The sequence below is a fragment of the Saprospira sp. CCB-QB6 genome (genome assembly GCF_028464065.1).
In the GTDB taxonomy this organism is placed as follows: Bacteria; Bacteroidota; Bacteroidia; order Chitinophagales; family Saprospiraceae; genus Saprospira.
In genome coordinates, this window is the sequence record NZ_CP116808.1 from 2,699,165 (window position 1) to 2,717,229 (window position 18,065).

Genomic DNA, 18,065 nt, shown 5'->3' on the forward strand with positions numbered 1-18,065 from the left:
GGGCTCGCTATTCGCTCGGCCCATCGGCGCTAAAGCGCCTCGGTCTGGCCCTCCGGGCCACCCGCTCCGCATCGCTAGGCCGCAAATTCCAATAGCTTTCGCTAAAGGTACCGCTCCGGCCCTCCAAACAAACAGCTCGCATCTTTTAATAAGCATCTCCCATAAAATTTAGAAAAATAGCAATGAAAAACTATTTCCTATCGGCCTTGCTAGTTTTACTAGCCATGCCATTCGTCTGGGGACAACCTGTAGGCAACAGCCAACCTACAGAAAAACTAGAAGAAATTGCCTCTAGTAACCTCGAACGCTACGATACTTGGAACGCCTTGGATTACTTTAAGCAGGTGCGCGAACGCAAACCCGAAGACGTAAAGGCCAACTACGATGTAGCTTATACTTATTTCCTCCTTCGCGATTACGCTTCTGCTGAACAAGAATTTCAGCAGCTCATAGAACTCGATAAGGAGAACTTTATGCCTATGGCTAGCTGGTATTATGCCCAAAGCTTGAAATTGGCCGGAAAATACAGCGAATGTATTCCCGCTTTTGAAAGCTTCAAAAGCAAATACAATGGTGAAGAAGCTGAGCGCATGAAAACCCTAGCCGATACAGAAATCGCTGGAGCAAAATGGGCACAAACAGTAACTTCTCCCAAAGAAGAACTAATCATTAAGCCTCTAGATAAAACAGTGAACTCTCCTCTAATGGAGAACTATGCTTATCCTGTTGGCCGCAATAAATTGGTTTTCTCAGCCCTCCGTGGCGATAGCATTATCGTTTTGGAAGATGCTGAAGAAGAGGCCAAATTTGCCCGCATCTTTGTTGCTGAAAAAGCAGAAGATGGCGAAAAATGGGAGAAAGTAGAGCCTTTTAGCGCTTCTACCCTTACTGCTGAGGGTGCACATGTAGTTAACCCCACATTTAACCAAGATATGAGTCGCTTCTTTTTTGCTAAGGCTCAGTTGGTGGGAAACAAACTCGAAAATAGTAAAATCTATGGCGCTGGCTATGATGGTGCAAATGTAACTGACCCTATTGCTCTTGATTTCAATGATGGAGAGTATAGCTGCAAAAACCCCGCAGTAGGTATGCTAGATGGCCAAGAAGTACTCTTCTTCTCTTCTAATATGCCTGGTGGTAAAGGCGGTTTTGATATCTGGTATGCAGAGATCAATGCTGATGGCACTACTCGTACACCTTTGAACTTGGAAGCTGTAAACAGCGTAGGAGACGAAAGCTACCCCTTCTTTGATGAGCGTGATAATCGTCTTTATTTTGCCTCTAACGGACATCCTGGTATGGGAGGTTTTGACCTTTTCCAAACAGAGCGCAATGAAGCTGGTGCTTGGTCTGCTGTAGAAAATATGGGACCTGGCTTTAACACTAGTGTAGATGAATTTGGTTTTATCGTAACTCGTGAAGGCCGTGACGACTGTTTTGGTTATTTGATCTCTAACCGTGAAGGAAGTAGCGGAGCAGTACAAAGCCAAACTTCTACTGATGATATCTTCTCTGTTTTGATGCCTGAGCGTTGTGACGTAAACCTAGTTGTTAAGGTTACTGATGACAAAACTGGGGAAGAAGTAGTTGGTGCTACAGTAAAAGTAATTGATAAAGCAACTGGTGAAGTAGTTGCTGAGCAAACAAATACAGAGGATAACAAATTTGTATTTCCTTTAGAGCAAGGAAAAGAGTATGAGGTAGTAGCAAGCAAAGAGGGCTGGGAGACTGGTTCTAGCACTACAGCTGACACTCGCCGCCCTGCTCTAGAAAACCGTTTTGGTAGCGTATCTGGTCCTATGGAATGGGAAGAGACCACTACTTTGAAAGAGGCTGGCTTGATGGTTCAAACATTTGACCGCAACAGCAAAGCGCCTTTGAATGGAGTGACCGTAATGGTTTATGAAGGCGATAAGTTGGTAACCGAAAAGACAATGACTGATGGAAATCAGTTTAGCTTTATCTTGGACAACAACAAAGAGTACAAAATCAAAGCTCGTCTAGAAGGTTATATTGGTGACTTTAAAACAGTAAAGGCGACAGAGGCGAAAGAGATGCACAAATTGTATTTGGCTCCTCCTCCCTTGTTTGTAAATGTATTGTTTGACTTTAATAAGGCGAACATCCGCACAGGAGCTGCTGACACATTAGATCGCATTGCTGAAGTAATGACTGATTATCCTGAAATGGTAGTTGAAGTGCGTGGTTTTACCGATGCTATTGGATCTAACAGCTACAACGATCGTTTGTCTAATCGTCGTTCTAAGGCGGCCATTGACTACCTAGTAGAAAAAGGCATTGCTGCTGAGCGTTTGATTGCTAAAGGTTTTGGAGAAGCTGAGCCTGTTGCGCCTAACGAAAATGAAGATGGTAGTGATAACCCTGAGGGTCGTCAGCTAAACCGTCGTGTAGAGTTCAAGATTATTGAAGGTAAGGTTGGTGCAGTAGAAGCTGAAAAAAAAAACTAACTGAGTCGGCAACTCCTGTTCAGGAGAACAAGCGGCCGAAAACGACAGTAAAGTTTCTTGAGCCAGAATTGAAGCTGGGAGAACTCAAATTTGGAGAAGTAAAGGAAGCTACTATTGAGTTTATCAATACGGGGACCGAAGACTTGAAGATTGAGTTTGTGCAAGGTGGATGTAGCTGTACGGAGCCTACTTCATGGAGCCGCAAAGCCGTTGCCCCAGGCCAAAAAGGTTATGTCAAAATTAAGTTTGACTCTTCAAAGGCTGATATTAAGAAAGGCTATGAGTCTGCAGTAGAGATTTATGGTAATGTAGAGGATGATCTTCTGCTTTATTACATTAGTGCAGATATTGTGAAATAGCTTTTTTGCGTATTGAGCCGATAAAAAATCCCCTAAACGACTATTTTGCGTTTAGGGGTTTTTTATGTCTGGCCCTAGCTATTTTTGCGTGTTGCAGGCCCGAAGGGCCGCAGGCCTAGCGATGTGGAGGGGGGCGGCGGAGCCGCAGACCCAGGCGCTTTGCGCCGCAGGGCCGAGCGAATAGCGAGCCCCGAAACGTAGCGCCGCAGCGAAGCTGCGGAGGCCCAAAAAAGAAAAATAAAGGATGAATCCACTCTTATTACTTTTTGTGATTTTTTGTGTTGGGCCAGTTCGGGCGCAGTTAGATGCGTATGCATATTTGGGGTTGAAGTTGGCGCCGCAAAAAGTGACGAATATTCGCTTAAAGGAGACCTATGTGGTCAATAAATCGAAGGATTCGAAGTTTAAGGGGAAGTATTTATTTTCTAGGGAGGAGTATAATGAGCAGGGGAAGCGGTCTTTGAATTTGTTTTTCAAGCCCGATGCGAGTTTAGAGTCGAAAATTGTGGCTTTTTATCCAGACTCGACCAAGGAGGTGAATATTTTTCAGCAGAAGGGGGAGGTAATAGATAGTGCAATATTTTTGTTTTATCCGGATGGGCGGCGAAAAATGGAAGTTTGGTATTGGGGAGATAATTGCAGTACGGACAGTCTGTTGTTTTCTTATAATTCGCGTGGGCAGTTATCGAAAGTATTTAGGCAGTATGATTGGGATGAGAAATGGGATACGCTTTTTTATCGGGCAGATGGAAGTTTGGATAAGGCTATTTTTTATAGCAAGGCGGATGGTTTACAAAAGCAGGTAGACTTTTTGTTTTCGCCAGATTCATTTTTGTTAAAGACGGCAACTCGGAATCGGGATCGCTTGATTATCGAGGAGGAATATTTTTTTTATGATGCTCAGGGGCGATTGGATTATACGACTACTCGTTATTTTCCAGATGGGGAAGAAAAGCCAGAGACGCCACGTTTGAGGAGTCGTTATCGCTATTGGGGCAATGGGGAGTTGAAACGGGTGAAGAAAGTTTTGTCTTCTAAAAAGAAAAAGCGGATATCGGTTTCCGTCTTAAAATATAATCGTTCGGGCCGTTTAATTTATCAGCGAGACCGGAACAAATCGGAAGGGGTAGATAGTAAAATAATTATAGAATATCGGGCAAGACCTAAGGGCTGGAGGCCTAGGTCGGGTTCTAATTTTTGGTAAGTGGATGAAAAAAATAGGGATAATATTGTTATTTGTTTTGGTAAGTGGGGGCCATATATCGGCTTGTAGTTATGCTTATCAGTATAGTTTGTTTTTATTGGGCAGCAGTTCGGGAGAGCTTGTTTGGTTGGAAGTAGAGCTTGAGCGCTATGTGAGTGGGGGAGCGGGAAGCTTGCCTAATTTGCAGGGGATGGGGCGGACAAAAAACTTGGGGCAGACGCGTTGGAAGGGGCAGCTGAAATTGAAAAAGGGGCGAGATATTGAAAAGTTGCAGCAGCAAAAGCATATTGCTTGGGTAGATTTAGCGGATGAGGATTATCAGGAGGCTTTGGCGCCTCATTTTGCGAAGGCCCAGCGTTTGGCGGAGGAGCTTCCCTTTTTTGAGGCTGCGGAATTATTAGAAGAAGCCATTTGCGATTATGATCGCAGTTGTGGCCAAATGAAATTGGAGGCAGATAGTTTGGCCCTATGGGCGAGTTTGCCGAGTCAAAAAGGGGTAAAGGCGCATTTTCCAAGGCCAGTTTTGAGCAAATTTGAAAACTTGACCCGCTTGAACTATAAAGAAATGGGGACCTTGGAGGTAGAAGACCGCTTAAACTTTTATCAAGCCTGGAAGCCCTTTTCTGTTCGGCATTATCGTTTGCAGGGGCAAGAAATTTATGTTTATAGTTTGGGTTGGGGCTTGGCTAAGGGCTATCGGCCGCAGCCATTGGGCGATTGGCAGCCTTGGGGGCGGCCATTAAAGGACTATATTCGGGGAAATAAGGTAATGATGCATGGGCAGCGGTTTGACTTCTTTCAAATTTTGTAAATTTGCGAATCAAAAAATTAAACCAGATCAATTTCTTTAAAATGTTAGGAGTCAAGCGTGTTCTACTATTATTTGGCTTAGGCCTATTGCTGAGTTGTTCTTCAGAAGAGCCAAAAATGAATGTAGGCGAAATAGCCAAAGAAACAGATAGCTTATATACAGCGTTACAAAGCGAGTTGGCTTTTTATCGAGAAAAGGCAGATAGTTTATATCCCGCTCTTTTAGACAAGGAGGCAGAATTGGATAAACAGTATCTAAAAATTAAAAACTTGCTTGCTCAGGCCGATCAGCAGAAGAATAATGAGCAGAAGTTGGCTAATCAGGTAGAGGCTTTACAAGAAGAATTGAAAAAACTGAGAGCCTTTGTTGATGAGCAGACCTTAGATTTGGCTGAATTGCGTAGACAGAATGTGCAACTGATGGAAGAGCGCAGTGAGTATCAGAAGCTTTATGAGCGAGAGCAGGAGGTAAAGGATTCTTTGGCCCAAAAAGCCGCCAATTTAAAGGAAACCACAGAAGAGCTCAATAAACAGTTGGATAAGGGAGCTATTTTGCGCATTTCAAATCTAGAATTTATTGCCGCAAAATTGAGCAAAGGAGGCGAAACGAAGGCTACTGACCGCCGCAAACGAGCCGAGTTTTTTCAGGCTTGCTTTAAAATTGTAAAGAATGAGGTAGTTACTCCAGGGCCAAATAAATTCTATATGCAGATCATTGATCCCAATGGACATATTATTGTTGAAGAAAAAATGGGAGGGGGGTATTTTTCTGATGCAGAAGGAAATAAAACCCCTTATACGATTGTAAAAAGCTTTGAGTATTATCCCAATAAAGAAGATCTTTGCATCAGTTGGAGCCCTCCTGCAGGAAGCAAATGGAGTTTTGAAAAGGGAGAGTATAGCCTTCAACTCTATAATCGAGGCTTAAAGGTAGGCTTTCAGAAAATATCGCTTCGCTAATGCAATTAAATGCGCTAATTACGGCCTGTCATCAAACGCTAAGAAAGCAAAGAGCAACACTTTGCTATCACAATTTGGACCATACTCAAGGAGTAGTGGCTGCTGTATCGATTTTGCCATTTGGACAGGATATCTTGATTCCCGCAGCCTATTTGCATGATCTGGGTTATGCAGAATCAGCAGAGGGCCACGAGGCAATTGCAATAGATTGGGCGAAAGAGAAATTGCCAAAATGGAATTTTAAGGAAAAACAAATTGATGAAATTTGCCAAGCTATTGCCGCTACTCAAGTTGGGCAATGCCCTAGTACGAAATTAGGAGCTTACCTAAAAGATGCAGATATTTCTTATAGCTTGAGTAGCCATTTTTGGAGGAGAGGAAGTCTATTGCGCCAAGAATGGGCCTTAGAAATGGGCCAGATTTATAGTGATATGGAATGGCTGCAGCTTCAATCAAAGTTTTTGAAACAATTGCAGTTTTTTAGCCCCTGGGGGCAGCATTATTTAGAACCACTGCGGCGCTATTATCTTCAGCAAGTTGCTGAACGGCTGCAAAAAATGAACATATGAATTATCCCCAACCTATTTTTTTATTGCTTTGGGCTTGCCTATTGAATACTGCCTTGATGGCCCAAATAACCGAAGATAAAGAAGAGGCCCAAAAACGTTATTATACCATTGATATGAGCGTGGCCTCTATGAAAAAAGCGGCTGAATCTTCTAAAAGTGGTTATCGCAAAAGCCCTTGGCGAACAATAGAACACAATTGCGAAATCGAATTGCCAATTGAACTTGATAATGCCTTCTTGGGAGTACCTAAACAATCACAAGCTAGTTTATTAGATTTGGTTAAAGGTGGAGTCAAAATTTCTAATCAGGTGATTCAACCCATAGAAAGGCAGCTGATGGCTTCAGAGTATTTTCGTCCTGGAATTAGTAAGGAGCTTTTTGAATGCCTTACGGGCTGTACCCTGGCCGAAAAAGATTTTCAACAAAGCCATTTTCTTTATATCGAAGACTTGAGCCGAGATATTGCCTACGCCCGTAGCGAACTCTATGGCGAAAGCTCTTTTGATTCGCCTTTACCCTATCAAACTCCCTGGGGAAACTATAAATGTCGCATGATTCGGACGAAGGCAGACTTGGATAGTGTGATGAATAACCCCGAAGAAATTGGCCTCACTTATAGCTTGCGCGGTGGACATGTCTTTAGCGATTTGTTTGCGCTACGCCCCGATGAAGAAAGTGGAGAAACAAATTTAGAAATTTTGGGCCGCCAAGAGTTTGGCCAACTCGTACTCAATAGCGTCAACCAACTTAAAGGTATTTTACCCATACGTCAAAAAACAGGGGAATATCTTAGCGTTCCCATTTTCTCGATTAGCTTCGGCAATTATTTTGAAGATGGCATTGTCGGTAAAGTAGCCCGATTTAATGAAGCCCAACAAGAAGTTTTTGGCGAGCAAAATAGCTTGGGAAAAGGCTTTACCGAATTGGGCCAGTGGGTTTGTCGTCGCCTATTAGATAAAAAGGTGGGCCGCCGAATTTTAGTCGATGTAGCTGATATGAGTCTAGAAGGACGCCTTTGGTTTTATAGCTATCTCAAAGAAGAGTGCTTTAGAAAAGATACAATTCCAGCCCTAGCCTTAAATGTAGGAATTAGTGGCTTGTCTTATAAAGATAATGCCTACAGCGGAAGCGATGAGCCCGTGAAAAATCAGCAGTCGTTTTTCAATAATCGTCAAGCCAATTTGTGCCGCCAAGACATTAAGGCCATTGTGAAATCTAATGGCTTGGTAGGGATCTCTCTCGATCGAGACCGCCTGATGGGCAAGGCTTTCCAAACCCGATATAATTCTACAGTTCCCGGTTCTGTAAATCGCCGAGCAGTAGCCGTAGAAGCTGTTGTGGCCAATATTTGCCGATTTATCTATGTCGCCCAATCTATTGACGCTTGGGAAATGATTAGCATTTCTTCTTCTTTTGATATGTATGCCCGCCCCCTAGAGGTCTATGATAGCTCAGATGATATGGAACAGCTTTATCGCGATTTGATCGATTTTTTTGAAAATCCTCGCGACATCGAAGGACTTTATACTGCAGAGGAGATCCAAACTTTTATGTATAATTTATCTGCTGAAGAGCTGGTTGATCGCATTATGTATAAAAATGCATTGAATTTTATGTATAAGCATCTTCCTGAAGTAGATCTAGAGGAAGAGGCGGCCAATTAAAAACCATTTGGGGCCCGCGGCCAGCACAGCTGGCCGCCGCTATGCTGCGCCGCTCGCAGGTCTGCTCGGCCCTGCAGCCCTGCGGGCTTTGGTCTGGCCTGCGGCCACGGCTGCGCAGCGCTGGGCCAGCTCCACTTTTGTTTTCTACCTTATTCTTTCTGCTTCGGCCTTTTGTCTCCCCCTTTAAGCGGTAGGCCTCGCTTCGCTCGGCCTGCTTCAAAATGTCCCCGCCCACCCACCCCTCTACGGGATTCCTTAAGGAATCCCTCGGGCGGGCCGGGCCAATTTTTTTATTAGCCGTTTGCCTAAGCAATTGTAAATCAGGCTAAATTAAAAAACCTTTAATTTTTTCTTTTTTTAGGCCCAAAAAAGTTTGGCAAAGCCAAAAAGCTGTCTTATATTTGCAACGCACTCAAAGGAATGCAATGTTAAGTTGAATGGGGGATTAGCTCAGCTGGCTAGAGCGCTTGCATGGCATGCAAGAGGTCATCGGTTCGACTCCGATATCCTCCACGAAAGAGACCAACAATTTTGTTGGTCTCTTTTTTTTTGCTTTTGGTCCAAATCAATCTGCTTTTAGACAGAAAATCAGTAACTTAGTTAGATAACGAACACTAAAATTATGGATGAAAAAGGGACCAAAAAGTCGGTTTATCTGCTTTCTAGCTGGATCCTTCGAGCCATTCGGAAGGAGAAAAAAGCTAGACCGATTAGCCAGCAGCTAGAGTTTAATTGTCGACCCAGCCTGATACAGGCTTTGGCCCACAAACAAAAAATGAAAAAAAAGAGCATTTAAAAGCCCGCAGAAGCGGGCTTTTTTCGTTAGAGCTAGGCTAAAAAGCCAAAAGCATGTTGGCCTAGCGATGCGGCGGGGTGGCCCGAAGGGCCAGACCCAGCGGGCGTAGCCCGCGCAGGGCCGAGCGAGCAGCGAGCCCCAAAGCGTAGCGCCCGCCTGTGGCGGGAGGCCCCAAAAAAATAATCGTCATTAAGAGAAAACTTGTAACTTAGCAGTTCTAAATAAAATCAAACCCTTTGATCATTATGCGAGAGCGGATTAGTCTGTTTATCCTCATTTGTTGTAGCCTGTTTGCCTTAGAAGTGCAGGCCCAGATTCCCCCTATTGTGCCGCCAGTTATTGACCCTGGACAAGTAGATCCCTCAGGCGGGGGAAATAACGGGAGCATTGAGGCTCCGAAAGTAGATCCCAAGGCAACGGAAATCAATGCCGAAGAGAAAAAAGTAAAGGATCAGATAGAAGAGGAGAAAAAAGAGCAGCGAAAAAAAGAGGAGGAAAAAGATATTTTGGCGCGTAAGCGGCAAGAAGAATTGCCCGAACCCAAAATTTGGGGACAGCAATTTTTTAGAGACCAAAGCATCACTTTATTTGATCGCTCCAAAAACCAGCGGGCCATAGAAAGCTACCGAATTGCTTCTGGCGATGAGATAGAAGTGACCGTTTGGGGAGCTGTTGATTTTAGTAAGAGCGTGAGTGTGAATGACAATGGGTACATTGATTTATCGATTCCAGACCTTATGGTTCCTCGGCTCTATATCAAAGGAATGAAGTTTAGTGATGTGCGGGATGCGATTTATAAGCGTTTGTCTCGACATATGAACATGAAGGGGTCAAATTATGATGTACAGCTCAATTATTCGAGAAGTATTACGGTGAATATTACGGGCGAGGTATTTAGTCCGGGCAGCTATACAATTCCAGCAACCAATACCGCCTTTAACGCCCTAGTGGCCTCTGGAGGACCTTCGCAAATTGGTAGTGTTCGTCGGATTAAAGTGATTAGTAGCGATCATCCTACTCGGCAATTGGATGTCTATAAATTTGCTAATAACCCCAATGTTTCAGAAGAGTTTTTCTTGGATAACAATGACTATATTTTTGTGCCTTTGGCCGAAAAAGTAGTGGAGGTTCGGGGTTCGGTTAAGCGTCCTTTTTATTATGAACTATTAGAAGGAGAGCAGCTTTTAGAGGCCCTAGAGTTTGCTGGAGGTGTTAAGGCCGATGCATATTTGCGCAATATTCAGATTAAGCGTTATGCCAATGATGAAGAGCGAATTATTGATGTGAATTTGGCCCAAATTATAGACAATAAAGAGAACTTCCCCTTACTGAATGGGGATATTATTGAGCTGTCGCCAATTAGTGAGGCTTATTCCAATTATGTGACTGTAGAGGGGGCCGTGAAATTGCCTGGAGAATATGAATTGGGGGCAGGGACCAGAATATTGGAAGTGCTGCAGAAATCGGGCATTATGCTTTCTGCGGTTAAGGAGAAAATTTATGTGCGTCGTTTGCGTCCCGATTTCTCCATTGAATACATCAATGTGAGTATTGATAGTATCTTGGCCGGCCAAGACGCTGCAAATATTCGCTTGCGTGCTTTGGATAAAATTGAGGTCAAATTCAAATCGGAATTTGTAGATGAATACAAGGTGCAAATTTATGGCGCAGTGCGTAAGCCTGGGCCCTATGTACATAGTGATAGCTTAACCTTAGAAGATTTACTCTATTTGGCCAATGGGATTGAAAAAGAAGCAGCCAACTCTATTTTAGAAATTTCGAGATTGGTGCCACAGCAAGATGGAAGCTCCAAGGTGGAATTGATGAGTTATGATATCAATGAAGAGCTAAAGGTTGTTGGTGCTGAAGGCCTAACCCTTGAGCCTAGAGATCAGATCTTTGTCCGCCTAACAAAGAATTATAAACTTCCTCAAAATGTAAGCATTCAAGGAGAAATTGCCTACCCTGGCGCTTATACCTTGCAAGATAATGGCGAACGCATTGCCGATTTATTGGACCGAGCAGGGGGACCAACTGCCCTAGCCTTTTTAGAAGGAGCTCGGTTAATTCGGCCAGGAGAGGGCTTTGTAGTTTTGGACCTAAAAGATGTAGCCAAAAATCCAGATTCTCGCTTTAACTATATTTTGCGTCCTGGTGATCGTCTTAGCATTCCCGTGATCAAAGATTTGGTGGCTATTGGGGGCCGAATTAACCACCCTGAGGTGAAAAATAAATCGGAAATAGCAGAAATTGAACTCAAACTCAAACTGCTAAAAACCGAAAGCGAAATAGAACGAGAAGAGATTCAAGCTGAAGAAGCCATCAGCCGAAAAATAAACCCCGATCGCATCAATGTTCCCTTCCATAAAGGCAAAAGAGCTAAATATTATATCCAAGAATATGCGGGAGGAATTGATCGAGCCAATGGCGGCCGAAAACGCTTAGTGTATGTCCGCTATCCTTCTGGAGCAGTAAAGAAAACACGCAATTATTATCTCTTTAAGTGCTACCCTAAGGTAACTAAAGGCGCAATGGTTTATGTAGATACCAAAACTAAAACCGATAAGCAAAATATTCCAAAGAAGAAACGAGAACCTATCGAATGGAACCGCATTATTCAAAATGGTGTAGCCATCACTTCTTCTACCTTGACGCTCTTGCTTGCCATCCGAGCCCTAAATAACTAAAGTACTATGGATTTTTCTCAGTTGCTTACAGCTGAAAATATACAGAAACAACTTAAGCGCTATGCTTGGCTTTGGCTTAAGTGGTCTTGGTTGGTCCTTATCTTGGCTGCAGCCCTAGGGTATTATTTGTATCAGTCTAAAGCCAAACTTCCCACCCGCTATGTGGCCCGCCTATCCTTCAGCATGAATGAAGGGGGCGGAGCCGATCAAGGCTATCTTCAACAGGTACTTGGAGGAGGACTTTTTGCCGGTTTAGGAGGGGGCTCCGAGCTCGCCTCTGGCAATATGGGCCGCCTACAAGAACTACTCACTACTCGTCGCCTGCTCCAAATGGCGCTGTTTGAAGAAGTGGAAATACTGTATCCCGATGGTCCAAAAAAGGACTTTATGATCCACCACTATCTAGAACTACAAGGCATGCGCAAACAATGGGCAGAAAATGAATCTAGCTTAGCCGAGCTCTATTTTCAGCACAAAAATTTTGAGCAGTTTACTAGACAAGAAAATGTACTCTTACAAGCAGCCGTGGGCCGTATTCAACAACAACTAACCCAAGAGCTAAGCCCCTCCGAAATCCTGAATATCCGCTTTGTGAGCAATTCAGAGATCCTATCTCATGATTTTATCAATTTGTTGTATGATAAACTCAATACTTACTATAGCAACCAATCCGTAGAAAAACAACGCCGAATCTTTGAAGCCGCCCGTAGCCGAAGAGATTCTCTAGAACAAGAAATGGATCAGGCCGAGGAAGATTATATTAAATACCTTAACCAACATAATGCAACAGCCCAAGGCCGCTATGCCGAAAGTATCCGAACACAATACCTCGCCCGAAAACTCTCTGGCGAAATGGAAGGCTATTTCCTCGCCATCAAAAATGTAGAAACCGCCAAACTAGCCCTAGAACAACAAACTCCTTTATTACAGGTAATCGACCGCCCCCTCTATCCCCTTTATGCAGAACGCCCCAACCCCCGTTTGTTCCTAATTATAGGAGTAGTCTTAGGCCTGTTCTTAGGCAGCTCTATTGTACTTGGACAACAGGCCGCTAGAGACCTAATGAAGTTATTCAAGGCCCAACAAGCCGCCAAAAAAGAAAAGGAAGCTACAGATGAAGCCTAAGTTTTTCTATCGACAAGAAGGCCTAAGCCATGGCCCCGTCCTTCTCTACCTACACGGATTTTGCGAAGACCATAGCATTTTTAACCCCTTTTGGCCCCAGTTAGGCCAAAGCTACCGCCAACTCTTACCCGACCTCCCCGGCTTTGGCCAATCAGAAGGCGCAATCGATGATCTCGGCCAAATGGCCGATTTCCTCTGGACCTGGCTCGATGAGCTAAATATTCAGGAACTAAGTATCCTCGGCCACTCTATGGGCGGTTACCTCGCCCTCGCCATGATCGAAAAACGCCCAAAGGCTGTTCGTCAACTCTGCCTCCTACATAGCCACCCTTTTGCCGATCCAACAGCCAAACAGGCTAAAAGAAAAAAATCAGCCGCCTTTATTGAGAAATACGGCCTAGATCCATACCTTAAACAACTCATCCCCCAACTGTTCCCCCCTCAACTTCGCCAAACAACAGCCGTCCAAAATTTTTTGAAACAACAAGCCGGACATAGCCAAGAAGGGGTATTAGCCGGACTCAAAGCAATGTGGTCTCGCCCAGACCGATCAACCATCCTCGCCAATTTCCAAGGCCCTACTTTGGCCATTATCGGAGAACTCGATGAGGTGGTCCCCCCAGCCTTTTCCCAAGCCCAAAGCACTCAACAACTCTCGCCAAATTGGCAATCTAAAACACTGAAAAATATTGGTCATATGGGCTTTCTGGAAGCCCCAAACCAACTGAACGAAATTTTTAAACTTTTTTTTTAGCTCCACACACCTCTTTTTTGCTAAAGGACATCTACTAAGATGTTTGCAGCAATTTTAATTATGTTTTCATTTTGACAGAAGAGTCATCTGCCTATGTCAGATGTGTTGTGTGTGAGCCCTAGGTTTTTGGTCCTAGGGCCTTTTTTTTTGCCTATGCGTAAATACTCCCGATTAACCGATTTTATTGCTGTTCTAATCGCTAAGATTTTCCCCTTCCTAATGGCTCTAGCCATCCCCCTTTCCCTGCTTTACTGGAATTGGAGATGGACGCTCGGCTATTTCTTTAGCTCCATCTTTATCTTTGGCCAAATTGGAGAATGGCGAAGACTTACCGCCTACCGCCCTCACCCCCTCCTCTTTGCCACCGCTTTGGCCGCTCTGGTCGGCTGGGGATTCCTAATTTATTATGTTCCCCTCTCACCTTGGTGGACTGGCGGCCTGATCGCCCTTTTGGTCCTAATAAGTACCTATGGCCTCGATTGGGTTAAAGCAAAACCCCTACGCTATTTCTACTTGCTCCAACAACCCAAAGTAGACTGGGAACTCTGGCTCAATAAGGACCTGAAAGAGGAGGATTGGACCGAAGTTTTCCTCTTTTTACGCCAAAAAAATTGGATAGAACCCATCGAAGAACTTCAAGAACGTTGCTTATCTCATGATGAAGAGGAGCTAGATGATGCCTTCAAAAAAGCAGTCTGGAAAGATGCCCAACAGGCCTTTGCCCAAGATGGCCCCGCCGCCCTCAAGGTCCTCAATTATTTCCGAATAGCCACTTTTTTTCACTTTCTCCTAGAGTCGCCCTACCTAATCGATGGCCTCTGCGCAAGTATACATGCCCCAACCGAAACCGCCCTTTTAGAGGCCATTATTAGCCATTGCAATAAGCTATTAGATGAGGAACTAGAACAGCCCCCTTGCGAAGATAGCCTGCTTCCCCTCTATCTGCGCCTCCCCAAACTCTACAATTATTTTGATAGCTGGCCCCAACTTAGCTCCCAGACCCCCCAACTCAATCTCCTCTTAGAAGAGTTTAAAGCCAAACTGATCCTCTTGGCTATTCAATATCAAGCTATTGATGAGGATTAGGGGCCTCCGCTGCGGCTTCGCCTTGCGGCGCTACGCTTTGGGGCTCGCTATTCGCTCGGCCCTTCGGCGGCTTCGCCGCCTCGGTCTGCCCTGACGGCCACCCCGCCGCATCGCTAGGCCAGTCGCTTCGCTCCTTCTATATAGTAAACCAGTTATGTTCCAGACCTAGCTGGTTATGTTTTTTAGTAAGCCAGTTATGTTCCAGACATAACTTTTGCCCTTTTTGATTTTGTTACATTATTTTCATTTTTAATAAAACCCTAACAAATTAACTTAACTGCTCTCAAACAAAGCGGATTTAGGGCCGAAGCAGGACGCCTAGACTGAAAAAACCAAGAGGAGCGGCTGAGGGATGGTAGGGGGGGGCCGTAGGCCAGACCGAGCAGGCAAAGCCTGCGAAGGGCCGAGCGAGCAGCGAGCCCCCGCACAGCCCGACCCGAGCGAAGCGAGGGGCAGCCCCAAAAAAACTACTTGATAATAAGGATTAAGCCCAAAAGGATTAAGAGGAAATAGACCAGTTTATTGAAAAGGGCGGGATTGGATAATTTTTGGTTGAAAAAACGGCCGAGGAATACGCCCAGTGCAATTGGAATTAAAGCAAAAGCAGCCATTTTTAGGACCTCAGGAGAATAGCGGCCCATATAGGCGTGGCCCGAAACGACGGCTATGCCCAAAAGCATAAAATAGCCCTGCATGGTTACGCGGAAAATGGCGGGTGGCCAAGCTCTAAAGTTGCCGTAGAGCACTCCGGCAGGACCCGCAACATTATAGGCGCCCCCAAACAATCCGCCCAAAAGGCCAAAGAGATATCCCCATTTTCGGCCTTCGGGCCCTTTGGGCTCGCCCAAATCTTCGGCAATTTGATAGCTCTGATATAATTTGAAGACGGCAAAAACCATAATGAGGAGGCCCAGCAATTTGCGCATCCAAAAGGCGGGCAAATACTCGCCCATAGAAAGGCCGATGGGGGCGGCCAACAAGGCCCCAATTAAGAAAGGCCAAAGCTCTTTCCAGTCGACCTGCTTAAAATCTTGAAGGAGAATATAGGCGCTGCCGCCCAAGGCCAAAATGGCCACCAAAGGGACCGCCTGATCGAGGCCCAGCAATAGGGTGAGTAAGGACATATTGACCATGCCCTCGCCAAATCCAAAGGTAGATTTGATCAAAGAAGCGAGGAAAATGACGGCCATAGCCCCAATAAAAATGAACATAAAGCTGCGTTTAAATCTGAAAAACTGGGGCAAAAGTACGCTTTTATCAAAGCCCAAACAAAAGGCGTTTGCAAGCTCCCCAAAAAGCCATTATCTTGAGGCCCTTAACTCAAAGCCGTACTTTTATGATCGAACGTATTGCGAAACTGCTAAATATTCACGCTCAGGCTGTTTCCCGAGTAATTGAGCTCTTTGAATCTGGGGCCACCATTCCCTTTATTGCCCGCTATCGGAAAGAGGCTAGTGGGGGCTTGAATGAGGTGGACCTCATGGCTATTAAAGACGAATGGGAAAAACAACAGGAAATTGAAAAGCGTCAGGCTTTTATCCTAGAAAAGATTGAGGAACAAGGCAAGCTGAGCGATGAGCTGGCCAAAAAAATTAAAAATTGCTTTGAGCTGCATTTGCTCGAAGACCTTTATCTGCCCTACAAGAAAAAGCGAAAAACCAGAGCCGATAAGGCCCGTGAGTTTGGTCTAGAACCCTTGTCTGAATTGCTTTGGGCCCAAAAAGATTTTGATCTCGACAGTATTGTAGAACCCCTACTATCTGAGGAAGTTTTGGATGAAGAGGATGCCTTAGAAGGGGCCAGAGATATTATTGCCGAGCGCATCAATCAGGATGAAACTGCTCGGGCAACTGTACGTCAGCATTATCAGAAGCGGGCTCGCTTTAAGGCGGAAGTTGTAGCGGGCAAAGAAGAAGAGGCCCAAAAATATAAGAACTACTTTGAGTTGGACCGTCCGCTCAAGCAATTACAAGCGCATCAGATCTTGGCTGTTTTGCGGGCCGAAAAAGAGGGCTTACTCAAGGTCCAATTGGCCCCAAATGAAGATTATGTATTGAATGATCTTTGTGGGCAGTTTATTCGCAGAAGCTGTCCCGATCGTTGGGCAGAACAACTAGATATGGCCATAGAAGATGCCTACAAACGCCTAATGAAGCCCTCTATTAGTAATGAGTTTGTCAAGCAAGCCAAGGCGCAGGCAGATTTGGCCTCTATTCAGATTTTTGCCGATAACCTCCGCCAATTGCTTTTGGCCTCTCCCTTGGGGAACAAAAGAATGATGGCCATAGACCCAGGTTATGCCACGGGTTGTAAGTTAGTTTGTTTGTCGGCAACAGGGGAATTACTTGAAGATACGGTGATTTATCCCACGCCTCCCCGCAATCGCAAGCTACAAGCTACCGATACGGTTTTGGATCTACTAGAAAAGCATCGTATTGAGGCGATAGCCATTGGAAATGGGACTGCGGGCCGAGAAACAGAGCAATTTGTTCGTGATCTGCCTTTTGAGGGAAATCCACCCGCCATATTTTTGGTCAATGAAAGTGGAGCCTCTATTTATTCGGCATCAGAAATTGCTCGTCAGGAGTTTCCCAATAAAGATATTACGGTCCGTGGAGCGGTTTCTATTGGTCGTCGTTTGATGGACCCCTTGGCCGAATTGGTAAAAATAGATCCTAAGTCTATTGGAGTGGGGCAATATCAACATGATGTGGATCAAAAACAACTACAAAATAAATTGGGAGCGGTAGTCGAAAGCTGCGTGAATGCGGTGGGTGTGGACCTTAACACCGCCAGCGAATACCTTCTTACTTATGTATCTGGTTTGGGGCCTGCCTTGGCCCGCAACATTGTCGATTATCGTCGCTCGAAGGGGGCCTTTAAAAGCCGCCAAGAATTGCGATCGGTTAAGCGCTTGGGAGAAAAAGCCTTTGAGCAGGCTGCGGGCTTCTTGCGCATTCGGAAAGGGATTCATCCTTTGGACAATACGGGGGTGCATCCAGAGGCTTATCCCGTTGTAGAGCAGATGGCCAAGGACCTCAATGCCAGCATTGCCGACCTTATTGCGGATGCAAGTTTGCGCAAAAAGATTCAGCTTAAAGATTATGTGCAGGGTGAAATTGGGCTACCTTCTTTGCATGATATTATGAAGGAATTGGAAAAACCTGGCCGCGATCCTCGTCCGCCTCGCCAAGTCTTCCAGTTTGCTGATGTGCATCAGATTGAGGACCTCAAAGAGGGGATGAAACTGCCGGGCATCGTGACCAATATTACGGCCTTTGGGGCTTTTGTTGATATTGGAATTAAGGAAAATGGCCTTTTGCATAAGTCTCAAATGAGCCATCAACGAGTAGATGATCCCGCCCGCTTTGTCAAATTGGGCCAAGAGCTAGAAGTAACTATTGTTGGGCTAGAGCTAGGCCGCAAACGGATCCAGCTCTCCATAATAGAGTAGGTTTGGCCCAGCGCTGCGCAGCCGTGGCCCGAAGGGCCAGACCCAAGCCGCCGCAGGTGGCTGCAGGGCCGAGCAGCCTTGCGAGCGGCGCAGCATAGCGGCGGCCAATCGAGGCGAAGCCGAGCTGGC

Annotated in this window: 13 protein-coding genes, 1 tRNA gene and 1 pseudogene; 14 read left to right on the forward strand and 1 reads right to left on the reverse strand. The window is 45.2% G+C overall.

The features are described 5' to 3' along the window. Nucleotides 1-182: 182 nt before the first annotated feature. From PPO43_RS10415 to PPO43_RS10475, 13 genes and pseudogenes are all read left to right on the forward strand, one after another. Nucleotides 183-2,468: an OmpA family protein gene (locus PPO43_RS10415; protein WP_272617528.1), complete on the forward strand. Its 2,286-nt coding sequence runs from the start codon at nt 183-185 to the stop codon at nt 2,466-2,468. Between the two features lie 59 nt (nt 2,469-2,527). After that, nucleotides 2,528-2,827: pseudogene (locus tag PPO43_RS10420) on the forward strand (DUF1573 domain-containing protein); the annotation flags it as partial. A gap of 244 nt (nt 2,828-3,071) precedes the next feature. Beyond that, nucleotides 3,072-4,031 carry a hypothetical protein gene (locus PPO43_RS10425; RefSeq protein ID WP_272617530.1) on the forward strand — a complete coding sequence of 320 codons (960 nt, stop codon included), beginning with the start codon at nt 3,072-3,074 and terminating at the stop codon, nt 4,029-4,031. Nucleotides 4,032-4,056: 25 nt separating this feature from the next. Further along, the gene (locus PPO43_RS10430; RefSeq protein ID WP_272617532.1) at nt 4,057-4,842 is read left to right on the forward strand and encodes a hypothetical protein; all 786 of its coding nucleotides are present in this window, start codon (nt 4,057-4,059) and stop codon (nt 4,840-4,842) included. Nucleotides 4,843-4,883: 41 nt separating this feature from the next. After that, nucleotides 4,884-5,801, forward strand: a complete 918-nt coding sequence (locus PPO43_RS10435) for a hypothetical protein (RefSeq protein WP_272617534.1) — start codon at nt 4,884-4,886, stop codon at nt 5,799-5,801. After that, a complete protein-coding gene (locus PPO43_RS10440; protein WP_272617536.1) occupies nt 5,801-6,370 on the forward strand; it encodes an HD domain-containing protein in 570 nt (189 codons plus the stop codon). The genes PPO43_RS10435 and PPO43_RS10440 overlap by 1 nt, the downstream gene beginning before the upstream one ends. Continuing rightward, on the forward strand, nt 6,367-8,034 hold the full coding sequence (locus tag PPO43_RS10445) for a hypothetical protein (RefSeq protein WP_272617538.1): 1,668 nt from the start codon (nt 6,367-6,369) through the stop codon (nt 8,032-8,034). Before PPO43_RS10440 ends, PPO43_RS10445 begins: the two co-directional genes overlap by 4 nt. Before the next feature lie 439 nt (nt 8,035-8,473). Next, a tRNA-Ala gene (locus PPO43_RS10450) sits at nt 8,474-8,547 on the forward strand. Between the two features lie 109 nt (nt 8,548-8,656). Further along, complete coding sequence (locus PPO43_RS10455) at nt 8,657-8,830, forward strand: hypothetical protein (RefSeq protein WP_272617540.1); 174 nt, start codon at nt 8,657-8,659, stop codon at nt 8,828-8,830. A gap of 245 nt (nt 8,831-9,075) precedes the next feature. Continuing rightward, nucleotides 9,076-11,517, forward strand: a complete 2,442-nt coding sequence (locus tag PPO43_RS10460; protein ID WP_272621333.1) for an SLBB domain-containing protein — start codon at nt 9,076-9,078, stop codon at nt 11,515-11,517. Nucleotides 11,518-11,523: 6 nt separating this feature from the next. Continuing rightward, entirely contained in the window at nt 11,524-12,642 is a 1,119-nt protein-coding gene (locus tag PPO43_RS10465; RefSeq protein ID WP_272617541.1) for a lipopolysaccharide biosynthesis protein, read from the forward strand. Continuing rightward, nucleotides 12,632-13,396, forward strand: a complete 765-nt coding sequence (locus tag PPO43_RS10470; protein ID WP_272617543.1) for an alpha/beta fold hydrolase — start codon at nt 12,632-12,634, stop codon at nt 13,394-13,396. The genes PPO43_RS10465 and PPO43_RS10470 overlap by 11 nt, the downstream gene beginning before the upstream one ends. Before the next feature lie 153 nt (nt 13,397-13,549). Further along, complete coding sequence (locus PPO43_RS10475; protein ID WP_272617545.1) at nt 13,550-14,482, forward strand: hypothetical protein; 933 nt, start codon at nt 13,550-13,552, stop codon at nt 14,480-14,482. Between the two features lie 467 nt (nt 14,483-14,949). On the opposite strand, the gene PPO43_RS10480 is transcribed toward PPO43_RS10475, so the two are convergent. Next, nucleotides 14,950-15,693, reverse strand: a complete 744-nt coding sequence (locus PPO43_RS10480; protein WP_272617547.1) for a sulfite exporter TauE/SafE family protein — start codon at nt 15,691-15,693, stop codon at nt 14,950-14,952. 125 nt (nt 15,694-15,818) lie between these two features. Here PPO43_RS10480 and PPO43_RS10485 point away from each other — a divergent pair, with 125 nt between their 5' ends. Then, nucleotides 15,819-17,936 (forward strand): Tex family protein, encoded by a 2,118-nt coding sequence (locus PPO43_RS10485; protein WP_272617548.1) that lies wholly within the window; start codon nt 15,819-15,821, stop codon nt 17,934-17,936. The last annotated feature ends 129 nt before the right edge of the window (nt 17,937-18,065 follow it).

What these genes read in the sequence shown, in the direction of transcription:
- PPO43_RS10415 (WP_272617528.1), top strand. Translation starts at nt 183, where the DNA reads ATGAAAAACTATTTCCTATCGGCCTTGCTAGTTTTACTAGCCATGCCA.
- PPO43_RS10425 (WP_272617530.1), top strand. Translation starts at nt 3,072, where the DNA reads ATGAATCCACTCTTATTACTTTTTGTGATTTTTTGTGTTGGGCCAGTT.
- PPO43_RS10435 (WP_272617534.1), top strand. Translation starts at nt 4,884, where the DNA reads ATGTTAGGAGTCAAGCGTGTTCTACTATTATTTGGCTTAGGCCTATTG.
- PPO43_RS10440 (WP_272617536.1), top strand. Translation starts at nt 5,801, where the DNA reads ATGCAATTAAATGCGCTAATTACGGCCTGTCATCAAACGCTAAGAAAG.
- PPO43_RS10445 (WP_272617538.1), top strand. Translation starts at nt 6,367, where the DNA reads ATGAATTATCCCCAACCTATTTTTTTATTGCTTTGGGCTTGCCTATTG.
- PPO43_RS10455 (WP_272617540.1), top strand. Translation starts at nt 8,657, where the DNA reads ATGGATGAAAAAGGGACCAAAAAGTCGGTTTATCTGCTTTCTAGCTGG.
- PPO43_RS10460 (WP_272621333.1), top strand. Translation starts at nt 9,076, where the DNA reads ATGCGAGAGCGGATTAGTCTGTTTATCCTCATTTGTTGTAGCCTGTTT.
- PPO43_RS10465 (WP_272617541.1), top strand. Translation starts at nt 11,524, where the DNA reads ATGGATTTTTCTCAGTTGCTTACAGCTGAAAATATACAGAAACAACTT.
- PPO43_RS10470 (WP_272617543.1), top strand. Translation starts at nt 12,632, where the DNA reads ATGAAGCCTAAGTTTTTCTATCGACAAGAAGGCCTAAGCCATGGCCCC.
- PPO43_RS10475 (WP_272617545.1), top strand. Translation starts at nt 13,550, where the DNA reads ATGCGTAAATACTCCCGATTAACCGATTTTATTGCTGTTCTAATCGCT.
- PPO43_RS10480 (WP_272617547.1), bottom strand. Translation starts at nt 15,693, where the DNA reads ATGTTCATTTTTATTGGGGCTATGGCCGTCATTTTCCTCGCTTCTTTG.
- PPO43_RS10485 (WP_272617548.1), top strand. Translation starts at nt 15,819, where the DNA reads ATGATCGAACGTATTGCGAAACTGCTAAATATTCACGCTCAGGCTGTT.